Source organism: Streptomyces durbertensis (assembly GCF_014156695.1).
In the GTDB taxonomy this organism is placed as follows: domain Bacteria; phylum Actinomycetota; class Actinomycetes; order Streptomycetales; family Streptomycetaceae; genus Streptomyces; species Streptomyces durbertensis.
This window is the reverse complement of the sequence record NZ_WMLF01000129.1, coordinates 1-12,598: the sequence shown is the minus strand read 5'-3', so window position 1 is coordinate 12,598 and position 12,598 is coordinate 1. Positions and strand designations below refer to the sequence as shown.

11 protein-coding genes, 1 pseudogene and 1 riboswitch are annotated in these 12,598 nt (G+C 74.3%); of the genes and pseudogenes, 4 read left to right on the top strand and 8 right to left on the bottom strand.

The features are described 5' to 3' along the window. The 3 genes and pseudogenes from GL263_RS11375 to metE all read left to right on the top strand — a co-directional run. Positions 1–653: pseudogene (locus GL263_RS11375) on the top strand (acyltransferase family protein); the annotation flags it as partial. Between the two features lie 181 nt (positions 654–834). Beyond that, the gene (locus GL263_RS11370) at positions 835–1,554 is read left to right on the top strand and encodes a DUF2470 domain-containing protein (RefSeq protein WP_182855507.1); all 720 of its coding nucleotides are present in this window, start codon (positions 835–837) and stop codon (positions 1,552–1,554) included. Positions 1,555–1,607: 53 nt separating this feature from the next. Beyond that, positions 1,608–1,827, top strand: a riboswitch (cobalamin riboswitch). A gap of 167 nt (positions 1,828–1,994) precedes the next feature. Further along, positions 1,995–4,313, top strand: coding sequence for a 5-methyltetrahydropteroyltriglutamate--homocysteine S-methyltransferase (metE, locus tag GL263_RS11365; protein ID WP_182855506.1), 2,319 nt, complete (start codon positions 1,995–1,997; stop codon positions 4,311–4,313). 6 nt (positions 4,314–4,319) lie between these two features. On the opposite strand, the gene GL263_RS11360 is transcribed toward metE, so the two are convergent. The 7 genes from GL263_RS11360 to GL263_RS11330 all read right to left on the bottom strand — a co-directional run bounded on the left by GL263_RS11360 (position 4,320) and on the right by GL263_RS11330 (position 10,489). Next, positions 4,320–4,691, bottom strand: coding sequence for a cation:proton antiporter (locus GL263_RS11360; RefSeq protein WP_182855505.1), 372 nt, complete (start codon positions 4,689–4,691; stop codon positions 4,320–4,322). Then, positions 4,688–4,948, bottom strand: a complete 261-nt coding sequence (locus GL263_RS11355; RefSeq protein ID WP_182855504.1) for an MrpF/PhaF family protein — start codon at positions 4,946–4,948, stop codon at positions 4,688–4,690. The genes GL263_RS11360 and GL263_RS11355 overlap by 4 nt, the downstream gene beginning before the upstream one ends. Further along, positions 4,945–5,322 (bottom strand): Na+/H+ antiporter subunit E, encoded by a 378-nt coding sequence (locus GL263_RS11350; RefSeq protein ID WP_182855503.1) that lies wholly within the window; start codon positions 5,320–5,322, stop codon positions 4,945–4,947. Before GL263_RS11350 ends, GL263_RS11355 begins: the two co-directional genes overlap by 4 nt. Continuing rightward, a complete protein-coding gene (locus tag GL263_RS11345) occupies positions 5,319–6,857 on the bottom strand; it encodes a monovalent cation/H+ antiporter subunit D family protein (RefSeq protein ID WP_323379349.1) in 1,539 nt (512 codons plus the stop codon). The genes GL263_RS11350 and GL263_RS11345 overlap by 4 nt, the downstream gene beginning before the upstream one ends. After that, positions 6,854–7,360: a sodium:proton antiporter gene (locus GL263_RS11340; RefSeq protein WP_194377366.1), complete on the bottom strand. Its 507-nt coding sequence runs from the start codon at positions 7,358–7,360 to the stop codon at positions 6,854–6,856. The genes GL263_RS11345 and GL263_RS11340 overlap by 4 nt, the downstream gene beginning before the upstream one ends. Beyond that, positions 7,354–10,080 (bottom strand): hydrogen gas-evolving membrane-bound hydrogenase subunit E, encoded by a 2,727-nt coding sequence (mbhE, locus tag GL263_RS11335; RefSeq protein ID WP_228456422.1) that lies wholly within the window; start codon positions 10,078–10,080, stop codon positions 7,354–7,356. The genes GL263_RS11340 and mbhE overlap by 7 nt, the downstream gene beginning before the upstream one ends. Before the next feature lie 250 nt (positions 10,081–10,330). After that, on the bottom strand, positions 10,331–10,489 hold the full coding sequence (locus GL263_RS11330) for a hypothetical protein (RefSeq protein WP_182855502.1): 159 nt from the start codon (positions 10,487–10,489) through the stop codon (positions 10,331–10,333). On the opposite strand from GL263_RS11330, the gene GL263_RS11325 reads away from it, so the two are divergent. Beyond that, complete coding sequence (locus GL263_RS11325; protein WP_182855501.1) at positions 10,488–10,871, top strand: GvpU-like protein; 384 nt, start codon at positions 10,488–10,490, stop codon at positions 10,869–10,871. The two genes, GL263_RS11330 and GL263_RS11325, sit on opposite strands and share 2 nt — an antisense overlap. A gap of 24 nt (positions 10,872–10,895) precedes the next feature. Here GL263_RS11325 and GL263_RS11320 read toward each other — a convergent pair whose 3' ends face one another. Continuing rightward, a complete protein-coding gene (locus GL263_RS11320; RefSeq protein ID WP_182855500.1) occupies positions 10,896–12,467 on the bottom strand; it encodes a DEAD/DEAH box helicase in 1,572 nt (523 codons plus the stop codon). Positions 12,468–12,598 lie beyond the last annotated feature (131 nt).

Here is a 12,598-nt window from a genome sequence, read left to right as displayed (position 1 = left end):
GCGGCGCGCTGCTGGTGCTGCTGTGGTGCACGGTCCTCGGGCCGTACCCGGTGAGCATGGTCACGGTGCCGGGTGAGGACGTGCAGAACACGGCGCCGCCGACGTTCGCGCTGCTCTCCCTCGCGGCCACGCAGACCGGGCTGGCGCTGCTGCTGCGCCCGCCGGTCGAACGGTGGCTGGACCGGCGGCGTCCATGGACGGTGGTCGTCGCCGTCAACCTGGTGGCCCTGACGGTGTTCCTGTGGCACATGGCGGCGGTGGTGGTGGCCGCCGTGGTGCTGTACCCGCCCGGGCTGCTGCCGCAGCCGGCGGTGGGCTCGGCGGAGTGGCTGCTGTGGCGGGTGCCGTGGCTGGGGTGCCTGCTGCTGGTGCTGCTGGTGCTGGTGCTCGTGTTCGGCCCGGCGGAGCGCGGGTTGCCGCTCCCGGCCGGGTCGGAGGCCGACGCGGGACCGGAGGAGAAGGGCGTACGGCGGCGGGGGGTGCGACTGGCGATGACGTGCCTCGGGCTCGCGCTGGCGGTGCCCGGGCTGCTCGGCATCACCATCGGGGGCCCGGAGGAGCACGGCCAGTTCGGCCTGCCGCTCCCGACACTGGGGGTCTACCTGCTCGGTATCGCCCTGCTCTGGCTGGTGCCGCGCGGCCGGGCCGGCTGAGGAGGGGCATCGGGGGCGGGGCACGGCGCACGGCCCGGGGCGAGGACACAGGGCGGGCGCCTCTTCCCACCCACAGAGAAGTAAGGTTAGCCTTACTTCACTCGCGAGAGGGGTGGTCTCTCTCGCGCCGACCCGCCACGCTCTGCCCGGCTCACCCGAACCCGCCTGCCCTGGAGTCCCGTTGAGCATCACCACCGGCCCGCCGCCCCCCGAGCCGACAGCCGCCGAACACGTGCGTTCGGTGCTGGCCCGGGCGATCTCCCTGTCCCTCACCACCACCGAGCAGAGCTACGACCTGGTCGCCATGCACCGGGTGAGCGCCGGCGGCGGCCTCACCCTGCACCCGCTGCCCGGCAGCCCGCTCACGGCGCAGGTCGCGGCCGCGCCGCGCGGCAGCCTCGCCGCGCTGCTGGAGTTCACCGATGTCGCGCCGACGGCGGTCCGGGACCGGGTGCGCGCCCGCGTCACCCTCTCCGGCTGGCTCACGCCCGTGACCGACGGCGACGGCGTCCACCTCCGTCTCGACCTCGCACGGGTGGCGCTCCGCACCGCGGCGGACGCGGTGGAGGTGGGCATCGACGAGTTGGCGCTCGCCGAACCCGACCCGCTCGCGGTCGAGGAGGGCGCCATGCTGACGCACTTCGCGGACGCGCACGACGACCTGGTGGCCGACCTGGTGCGGCTGGCGGGCCGCCGGCTGCCGCACGGGATCGTGCGGGCCCTGCCGTACGCGCTGGACCGCCACGGCGTCACCCTGCGCTGCGAGTACGGCACCCACCACCGCGACCTGCGCGTTCCCTTCCCCGCCCCCGTACGCGACGCCGGCGCGGCCGGCCGAAGCATCAGGCTGCTCGCCACGTCGGACGACCGGCGCCACCAACCGCACGGCGCCGCCCGATGAACAATTCCGCCGCGATTCACCGCACTTGAGGCGGCCGGCGGCCGCGCCGCCGTATGGTGGTGGGTGCAGCTGGTTCGCCCCGTCAGCCGGACGGGCGCGTCGTAAGAGGGAACCCGGTGGGAATCCGGGACTGCCCCGCAGCGGTGAGCGGGAACGACCGCCGTCACACGCACTGGGCCCGGCGTACGGGCCTGGGAAGCGACGGCCAGTAGGTGTCCTCATGCCGAGGACGTGCCCGCGAGTCCGAAGACCTGCCGACTGCCCGGGCCCGACCCACTCGTGCCCGGACATCCCGGTGACCTCGAGGGCGGGTCGGCGCACATACCAGGCGGGTGGGCCGCGCATCGCCGCGCGAGGTCGTCCCGTCCGGTGGGTCACCCCTTCGCGTTCCTCGTCCCGTCGCCGGGATCTCAGGGATTCATCTCGCGAAGGAGATCTCCGTGACAGCGAAGTCCGCAGCCGCGGCAGCACGGGCGACCGTGTACGGCTACCCCCGCCAGGGCCCGAACCGGGAACTGAAGAAGGCGATCGAGGGCTACTGGAAGGGCCGGGTCACCGCCGAGGCCCTGCGCGCGACCGCCGTCGAACTGCGCGCCGCGCGCTGGCGCCGGCTCGCCGAGAGCGGCATCGACGAGGTCCCGACCGGTGACTTCTCCTACTACGACCACGTGTTGGACACCAGCGTCATGGTCGGCGCCGTCCCCGCCCGCCACCGGGAGGCCGTCGCCGACGATCCGCTGGACGGCTACTTCGCCATGGCACGCGGCACCCGGACCGTCGCGCCACTGGAGATGACCAAGTGGTTTGACACCAACTACCACTATCTCGTGCCTGAGTTGGGCTCCGACACGGTGTTCGCCGCGGACTCGGCCAAGCAGGTCGGGGAGCTGCGGGAGGCCCTGGCGCTCGGCCTCACCGCCCGCCCGGTGCTGGTCGGACCGGTCACCTACCTGCTGCTCGCCAAGCCCGCCCCGGGCGTGGCCGCGGACTTCGAACCGCTCACCCTGCTCGACCGGCTGCTGCCGGTGTACGCCGAGGTGCTGGCCGATCTGCGTGCCGCCGGCGCGGAGTGGGCGCAGCTCGACGAGCCGGCGCTGGTGCAGGACCGCACCCCCGCCGAGCTGAACGCCGCGGCCCGCGCCTACCGGGAACTGGGGGCGCTCGGGGACCGGCCGAAGCTGCTGGTCGCCTCGTACTTCGGCCGGCTGGGCGACGCGCTGCCCGTCCTGGCGAAGGCGCCCGTGGACGGCCTGGCGATGGACTTCACCGGTCCGGCCGCCGGAGACGTCGACGCGCTCGCGGCGGTCGGCGGCCTGCCCGGCAAGCGCCTGGTGGCCGGGGTCGTCGACGGGCGCAACGTGTGGGTGAACGACCTGGAACGGTCGCTGAGCACACTCGGCACCCTGCTCGGCCTCGCCGACCGGGTCGACGTGTCGGCGTCCTGCTCGCTGCTGCACGTCCCGCTCGACACCGGGAGGGAACGGGACATCGATCCGCAGGTGCTGCGCTGGCTGGCCTTCGCCGACCAGAAGACCGTCGAAATCGCCACGCTCGCCCGCGCGTTGACGTCGGGCACGGACTCCGTCCAGGCCGAACTCGCCGCGAACCGGGCCGACCTGGCCTCCCGCGCGAACTCGCCGATCACCCGTGACCCTGCGGTGCGCGCCCGGGCCGCCGCGGTCGGCGACGCCCACACCCGCCGCTCCCAGCCGTACCCGGACCGCGCGGCCGCCCAACGCGCCCATCTGCGCCTGCCGTTGCTGCCGACCACCACCATCGGCTCGTTCCCGCAGACCAGCGAGCTGCGGACCGCGCGCGCCGACCTGCGCGCCGGCCGCATCGACACCGCACGGTACGAGGAGCGGGTCAGGTCGGAGATCCGGGAGGTGATCGGCTTCCAGGAGAAGGCCGGCCTGGACGTGCTGGTGCACGGCGAGGCCGAACGCAACGACATGGTGCAGTACTTCGCCGAGCAGCTGACCGGCTACCTCGCCACCCAGCAGGGCTGGGTGCAGTCGTACGGCACCCGCTACGTGCGTCCGCCGATCCTCGCCGGGGACGTCTCCCGCCCCGAGCCGATGACCGTCGCCTGGACCGGCTACGCCCGTTCGCTCACCGACCGCCCGGTCAAGGGCATGCTCACCGGGCCGGTGACCATGCTGGCCTGGTCGTTCGTCCGCGACGACCAGCCGCTCGCGGACACCGCGCGGCAGGTCGCGCTGGCGCTGCGGGACGAGGTGGACGACCTGGAGGCGGACGGGACGTCCGTCATCCAGGTCGACGAGCCGGCGCTGCGCGAGACGCTGCCGCTGCGCGCCGCCGACCACGCCGCGTACCTGCGGTGGGCCACCGAGGCGTTCCGCCTCACCACCGCCGGCGTGCGCCCGGAGACGCAGATCCACACGCACATGTGCTACGCCGAGTTCGGCGACATCGTGCGGGCGATCGACGACCTGGACGCCGACGTGATCAGCCTGGAGGCGGCCCGCAGCCACATGCAGGTGGCGAGGGAGCTGGCCGCGCACGGCTACCCGAGGGAGGCCGGGCCCGGCGTGTACGACATCCACTCCCCCAGGGTGCCGAGCACGACGGAGGTGGCGGAGCTGCTGCGCGCCGGGCTGCGGGCGATCCCGGCCGAGCGGCTGTGGGTCAACCCCGACTGCGGGCTGAAGACCCGTGGTTGGCCGGAGACCCGCGCCTCGCTGGAGAACCTGGTCGCGGCGGCCGAGCAGGTCCGCGCGGAGCTGGCCGACTCCTGACGGGCGTCACGGGGTCGGGGCCTCGCCGGGGCCCCGACCCGCGGCGTGCCGGGTGTCCTCGGCGAGGTCGTCGCGGTACGTCGCCGGGGCCAGCGGGGCGCCGGAGCGGTGGGCGGCGCGGGCGACGGCGTAGGCGGCGAACGGCGTGGTGAGCAGCTGCATGAGCACGCCGACGCCGAGCGCGAGCGCGGCGAACGGCGTGGGCCGCAGCACCAGCACGCCGAGCAGCACGCACACGACGCCGAGCGCGGCGGCCTTGGTCACGGCGTTGGCCCGGTTGTAGGTGTCGGGCAGCCGTACGAGGGCGACGCCGGCGACGGCGATCAGGGCGGTGCCGAGCCCGGCGAGCAGGTAGCCGACGAGGGTCTGCGCGGTCATGGGCGGGACCTGCGTTCCAGGAGGTGCGCGGCGGCGACCGTGGCGAGGAAGCCCACCAGGGTCGCGACGAGCACGAGGACGAGTATCGGGGTGGAGCTCAGCCGGTAGGAGAGCAGGGCCACCACCCCGAGGAAGATCACAAACGCGAGGTCGACGGCGACGACCCGGTCGGCCTCGGTGGGGCCGAAGGCCAGCCGCCAGACCACCACGGCGGTCACGGCGAGGAGCACGCAGAGCAGGACGTCGACGAAGGTCACCGGGCCTCCTCGGACGCCGGGCGCAGCGCGTGCAGCATGCGGTCCTCCAGGTCGTGGAGCGAGTGGAGGAACTTCTCCGTGGGGAGGGCGTGCATGCCGTGCACGTAGAGCACCGCGGGGTCGTGGCGGACCTCCACGACCAGGGTGCCCGGGGTGAGGGTGATCAGGTGGGACAGCGTGGTGATCTCCAGCGGGCTGCGGCTGCGCAGCGGCATCCGCACGATCGCCGGGGAGAGCCCGCTGCCCGGGGTCATCACCTCCCAGGCGACCACGGCGTTCGCCTTGAGGAAGCGGTAGCAGTAGTGCAGCAGGAAGGCCGTCGTGCGGCGGGCGCGGCCGAACGCCGCCGGGAGAGCGCCGGAGAGGCGTGTCATCGGGTCACCGCCTCTACGTAGGTGGACGGGTCGAGCAGTCCGTTCGCCGCCGTGTTCGCTGCGGCCAGCAGGGGTTCGGCGAACAGCCCGAGCACCACGGACGGCACGGCCAGCGCGACGGTCGCGGCCAGCAGCACCGGTCGCGCGCGGGTGCGGGCGGTCGTGCGGCGGGGCGCGTCGGGCGGCGCGTCGCCCAGGTGCGGGGAGGAGGTCGGCGAGCCGCCGACGTTCTCGCGCGGTGCCTCGGTCGGCGGTGCGCCCCAGAAGGCGGCGGTCCAGATCTTCACCATGGAGGTCAGGGTGAGCAGGCTGACCAGCGCCGCCACCGCGACGGCCAGGTAGGCGGCCTCCTCCGCCGCCGCGAGGAGCAGGGCGAACTTCGCGGTGAAGCCGGACAGCGGTGGCATCCCGGCGAGGGAGAACGCGGCGACGAGGAAGCTGACGGCGAGTACCGGCGCGCCGCGCGCCAACCCGCCGAGGTGTTGCAGCCGGTCGGTGCCGTGGGTGTGCTCCACGACCCCGGCGCAGGCCAGCAGCGCCGCCTTGACGAGGACGTACTGGACGAGGAAGAAGACGCCGGCGGCGAGGCCGCGCTCGGTGAACAGCGCGAGGGCGAGCAGCAGGTAGCCGATCTGGCTGACCATGTGGAAGCAGAGGATGCCCCGCATGTCGGGCTGCCCGACGGCGCCGAGCACCCCGACGACCATCGTGACCAGGGCCGCCGTCATGATGACCGGGCCGAGGCCGGTGCCCTCGAAGACGACGGAGTAGATCCGGATGATCGCGTAGACGCCGACCTTGGTGAGCAGTCCGGAGAAGAGCAGCGTCACCGACGGCCGGGTCGCCGGGTAGCAGCGGGGCAGCCAGCCGTGCAGCGGCACGACGGCCGCCTTGGCGGCGAGGGCGAGCAGGACCACGCCGGCGGCGAGCGCGGCGGCGGTGTCGCGGGTGGCGACGCCGGCGAGTTCGCCGAGGTTGACCGTGCCCGTCACGCCGTACAGCAGGCCCACGCCGCCGAGCAGCACGGTCGACGCGAGCAGGCTGAAGGTGACGTAGACGCGACCGGCGGCCCACCGGTCCGGCCCGCCCACCACCGTGAGCAGGGCGTAGGACGGGACCAGCATGACCTCGACGAAGACAAAGAGGTTGAACAGGTCGGCGGTGAGGAACGCGCCGTTGACGCCGGCGGACAGCATCAGCACAAGCGGGAGGAACAGCGGCTCCCGGTCGTCGCGGGCGCCGGCGGCGAAGGCCAGCGAGGCGAGGACGAGCACGGCGCCGACGCACAGCATGAGCGCGCTCAGCATGTCCGCCGCCAGCACGATGGAGATGCCCGCCGGCCAGCCGCCGACGGTCTGCCGCACCACCGACCCGTCCGCCGTCTCGACGAGCAGGACGATGCCCAGCGCGAGCACGCCGAGGGAGACGGCACCGGCGGTTCCCCGGCGCAGCCCGGTGCTGTCGGGGAGGAGGACGAGCAGTCCGGCGGCCAGGAGCGGGACGGCCACCGGGAGCGTGAGGGCGGTGCTGATCACGAGTCACCTTCCTCGCGGGGGTGCGGACTGCTGCTGTCTCGGGTGCCGCCGTCGCCGCTGTCCCGGGAACCGCTGTCCCGGGAACCGGTGTCCCGGGAGCGGGCCTCTCGGGAGCGGGCGCCTCGGGAGCGGGCGCCTCGGGAGCGGCCGCCTCGGGAACGGCCGCCGCTTCCGCCGCCGCCGTCGGTGCGGTCGGTCCGGGTGGCGTCGGCCCAGTCGGCGTGGGCGCGGGCCATGCCGAGCAGCAGCACGGTGATGCCGAAGGTGATCACGATCGCGGTGAGGACGAACGCCTGCGGCAGGGGGTCGGCCATGTCGGCGGTGTCGCCGTGCCCGAGCAGGGGCGGGTTGCGGCGCTCGGTGCCGCCGGCCGTCAGCAGCAGGATGTTCACCGCGTGCCCGAGCAGGACAAAGCCGAACGTGATCCGGACGAGGCCGGGGCGCAGTACGAGGAAGACCCCGCCGGCGGTCAGCACGCCGACGGCGAGCGCGGCGGTCACCATGTGCGGCTCCCGGTGCCGGCGAGCCGCCTGACGACGGTCACTATCAACCCGAGGACCAGAGCGAACACTCCCGCGTCGAAGAGCAGGGCGGTGCTGAAGCCACCGCCGGGGGTGAACATGGGGGTCAGGAACGGCCGCCCTGTGGCGCTGGCGAGCAGGCCGGGCGCCAGGGCCAGCACCAGGCCGCAGGCCAGCAGCGGTCCGCCGCTCAACCAGCGGGGCAGGGTGGCGCCGGCGAGGGGGGCCAGGGCCACGGCGGTGCCGGCGGTGAGCGCGGCGATGAAGCCGCCGCCGGGTTCGTTGTGGCCGCGGAGGAAGAGGTAGCCGGCGAGGACGGCGACGGCCGGGGTGATCAGCCGGTAGGCGGGGCCGAGGACCTCCGTGTAGGCGGCGGCGGACAGTCCGCCGCGCGCGGTCGGGCCGGGCGTGCCGGACATCAGGAGGGCGAGGCCGAGGGCGACCGCGACGAGCACGACGGACTCGCCGAGTGTGTCGAGTCCCCGGTAGTCGACCAGGATGGTGTTGACCACGTTGGTGCCCTTGGTGTCCGCCTCCGCGTTGTCGAGGAAGTACTCGCCGGCGCGGGAGAGTTCGCGGTGTCCGGTGAGGGCGAGGGTGGCGCCGGCGGCGGCGAGGCCGGCGAGGACCGCCGCGCCGGCGGCGAGCACGTCGCGGCGCCGGTTGGACCGCCGGGCGTAGGGGACGAGGCCGTGCAGGACAAACGCGGCGACAACCGCCGTCAGCACCTCCACGAGCATCAGCGTCAGCGCCACGTCGGGGGCGCCGGCCAGCACGAACCAGACGGCGACGACCAGGCCGACGGTACCGAGCAGCACGACGGCGGCGACCGAGGTGCGGGCGACGACCAGGGCGAGCACCACCGCGAGCAGCACGAGCAGCGTCGCCCAGACCAGGGGCCCGTCCCCGGTGCGGAGCGAGATCCCGTCCGGGAGGCCGAGGACCCCCGCGCCGACCGCGCCCAGCGCGATGAGGACAAGCACGGGCCGGGCCAGGAAGGGTCCCGGCGCGTTCCGCAGGTCGGGGCGGCCGACGAACTCGCCGAACCGCAGCAGCGCCTGGTACAGCCGCTCGAACGTCTCCGCGCCGCCGAGCCGGGGCAGCCCCGCCAGCGCCTCCTCGACCCGGTCCCGCAGCACGAAGAGGGTGAGCCCGAGGGCGACGGTGATCCCGGACAGGGCGAGTTCGGGGCTGAGGCCGTGCCAGAAGTAGAAGGAGGGCGGCTCTCCCCAGGGTTCGGCGTCCAGGACGGCCCTGCGCATCAGCGGGTTCAGCACCGCCACGGCAGGTCCGAGCACCAGTCCGAGGATCGCGGCGACGGCGGCCGGGGCGAGGAAGGGCCAGGCCGGCTCGTAGAGCTGCTTCTGCTTCGTCGGGCCGGCGAAGGCGCCGTAGAAGATGCGCATGCTGTACGCGAAGGTGAGCGCGGACGCGGTGACGGCGAGCGCGGCGGCGAGCACACCGGAGCCGGGGAAGAGCTCCGCGCCGTAGAAGCCCTGGAACAGCGACTCCTTGCTGACAAATCCCACCATCGGGATGACGCCCGCCATCGACAGTCCGGCGAGCCCGGTGAGTATGGCGGTCACCGGCATGACGCGTCGGAGTCCGCCCAGCTCACGGATGTCGCGGCTGCCGGCCTCCCGGTCGATGACGCCCACCAGCATGAACAGGGTCGCTTTGAAAAGGGCGTGCGCCAGGGTGTGGAGGATCGCGGCGGCCAGTGCCACGGTCGTACCGATTCCGATGGCCCCGACAAGCAGGCCCAGCTGACTCATCGTGGAGTACGCCAGCAGCGCCTTGAGATCATGTTCGCGAAGCGCCTGGAGGGCGCCGAGCACGGCGGTGACCAGGCCGACGAGGGTGAGGCTCAGCGACCAGCCGGGCTGCTCCGCGTACAGGGCGGAGAAGCGCAGCAGCAGGTAGATGCCGGCCTTCACCATGGTGGCGGCGTGCAGGTAGGCGCTGACGGGAGTGACCGCGACCATCGCGCCCGGCAGCCAGAAGTGGAAGGGGAACTGGGCGGACTTGGTGAGGGCGGCCAGGATCAGCAGCCCGGCGATGCTGGCCGCGAGCGGCGAGTCCAGTACCTCGTCCCGGGCCGCGATGACGCCGCCGATGTCGGTGGTGCCCGCGGTGACCGCCAGCAGCACCACGGCGACAAGCAGGGCGAGCCCGCCGAGCGCGGTGACGAGCAGGGCCTGCCGGGCGGGCACCGCCGGCCGGGCCGACCTCGGGCCGGTGGTGCCGATCAGCAGGAACGAGAGGATGGTGGTGAGCTCCCAGAAGACGAAGAGCAGCACCAGGTCGCCCGCGAGGACAAGCCCGAGCATGGCGGCGCCGAACGCGGTGAGCAGCGCGTAGAAGCGTCCGTGCGGCTCGCCTTCCGGGAGGTAGCGCGCGCAGTAGGCGAAGATGAGCGCGCCGACGCCGAGCACCAGCAGGCAGAACAGCCAGGACAGGCCGTCGAGGCGCAGCGTGAACGCGGCCTCGAGTGAGGGCTTCCAGCGCCACTCGGCGCTGGTGGGCGCGCCGGTCAGCGGGTCCCGGGCGAGCACGCCCAACACCGCGGTCAGGGCCAGCAGCGCCGCCGCCAGCACGTAGCCGGTCCGCCGGCCGAGACGGCGTTCGATCAGCGGCGCCACGGCGGCCAGGGCCCACATGGCCGCCAGGGAACCGACCAGGGCCGCCGCCTGGGCGGTCATCGTGAGCGGGCCGTGGCTGAACCGTCGGTGCGCGGGAACCGCACGGAGGCGCGTCGCACTCCGCGTCCGCCGGCCAGGGGCCGCCGCCCGCCGGACGCCCGGCGCCCGGACGGCCCCTCAGCCCCGGCGGCGCCTCGTGCCGGCGCCACGGCGGCGACGCCCGCGGCCCGTACCGCCGGCCCGCCCTGAAGGAGGGTCAGGTAGCTCACAGGACATCCCCTTCAACCGACAGTTCGCACTCTTTCCTACGCTAGGGCACATAGGCGACAATCACCGCTATCAGCGGCTCGAAGTCGCGCCTTCCCGGGGCGAGCGCGGCAAAACCCGCCACGTCCGTGGAACGGACGCGGCGGGTGGTCGGGGTGAGGGGTACCCCACGGACGACGGGCGGGTTGTAGGGTCGGGGCATGACCAAGCCTGATGGCCTGCTTGTGGACGTGGCGGCCACCGTCGAGTCGCAGCGGTCCAACCAGATGTCGCTCACCGTGGTCGCGAACGGCGCCGTCATCACCGGACGACTCGCCCCCGAAGCGGTGTGGCGTGAGCGGGTGGCGGAGATCCTGCGGGACTCCGAGAAACTGGGTGTGTTCTCCGAGGTCTTCGCGCCGCCCGGCGCCACCGGCGAGCGCGTCGACGAGGAGCCCGCACCGGCCCCGACGCATCTCCACTTCCACGTCGCCAGGATCCTCCAGGGCACCCTGGGCATCCCGGAGACGGGCGGCATGTACCGGGTCGCCATCAAGGACGTGAGCGCCTGGACGGTCGGGGACTTCAGCTACACCGACGGCTGAGGCCGCCCGCCCGGCGGCCTCGGCTCAGCCACCGGTCGAGCGGCGGCGGGGGCCTGGACGGCGCTCGCCGCCGTCGGCGGCGCCTCCACCCGTACCGCGCCGGGGCCGGCGCCGACGGCCGGCACCGCCCCGGGACCGCGCGGACCGGCCGGTGCCGTCGGTGCCACCGGTGCCGTTGGTGCCCGTGCCGCCGCGCGCGCCGCCGCCGGACGGGCGGGACGCCGCCGGCGGGGCCAGGACGACGGGTGTGCCGGACGGCGCCCGCGCGCCGGTGATGCGGTTCAGCTCGGCCTCGCCCGAACGCACGGCGGTCGCCCGCGGGGTGACGCCGGCGTCCGCGAACAGTCCGTCGACGTCGCGCCGCTGGTGCGGCAGGACAAGCGTCACCACGCTGCCGGACTCGCCGGCCCGGGCGGTGCGTCCGCCCCGGTGCAGGTAGTCCTTGTGGTCGCCGGGCGGGTCGACGTTGACCACCAGGTCGAGGTCGTCGACGTGGATGCCGCGCGCCGCCACGTTGGTGGCCACGAGGACGGTCACGTCGCCCTCCTTGAACCGGCTGAGCGTGCGGTTGCGCTGCGGCTGCGACTTGCCGCCGTGCAGGGCCGACGCCCGGACGCCGCTCTTGAGCAGGTGGCGGGTGAACCGGTCGACGGCGTGCTTGGTGTCCAGGAACATGATCACGCGCCCGTCGCGGGCGGCGATCTCCGTGGCCGTGGCGCGCTTGTCCGTGTCCTGCACGTACAGGACGTGGTGCTCCATCGTCGTCACGGCGCCGGCGGACGGGTCGACGGAGTGCACGACCGGGTCGCGGAGATAGCGCCGGACGAGGCTGTCGACGTTGCGGTCGAGGGTGGCGGAGAACAGCAGCCGCTGGCCGTCCGGCCGGGTCTGCTCGAGCAGCCGGGTGATCTGCGGCAGGAAGCCGAGGTCGGTCATCTGGTCGGCCTCGTCGAGGACCGTGATGTCGACGTCGTCGAGTCGGCAGTCGCCGCGCTCGATGAGGTCCTTCAGCCGGCCGGGCGTCGCCACGACGACCTCGGTGCCGTCGCGCAGCGCGGCGGCCTGCCGGCCGACGGAGACGCCGCCGACGACGGTCGCCAGCCGCAGCCCGAGCGACTTCGCGTACGGGGCCAGCGCCTCCGTCACCTGCTGCGCCAGCTCCCGGGTCGGCACGAGCACCATGGCGGCGGGCCGGCGGGGCTCGGCGCGGACGCCGTCGAGGCGGGCGAGGACGGCCAGGCCGAAGGCCAGCGTCTTGCCGGAGCCGGTGCGCCCGCGTCCGAGGACGTCACGACCGGCGAGCGAGTTCGGCAGGGTCGCGGCCTGGATCGGGAAGGGCGCCGAGACGCCCTGCTCGCCGAGGACCCGGAGGAGGTGCGCGGGCAGGCCGAGGGCGGCGAAGTCGTCCACGGCGGGCAGCGGCGGGGTCTGGCTGACGGGTGCGGTGAACTCACCGCCGGCGGCGCGGCCTCCGCGCCGCCGGCCGCCTCCGCGGGATGCTCCGGCGCCTCCGCGGGGTGTTCCGGCGGGCGGCGGGTTGCCGGAGCCGGTACGCGTCGCGGACTGGCGTCCGCCGCGTCGGGTACTGCGAGCCATGGGGGGCCTTCCTCGCCGGTGGCCGGGCGTTCCGGGCGGAACACGGGCCGGAGCCGGGCGGTACGGGCGGCGGGGCGCGGCGAGGTCTCGCCCGGCGGCCCGGCGCACTGGGGGTACGCGCCTGGCAGGAC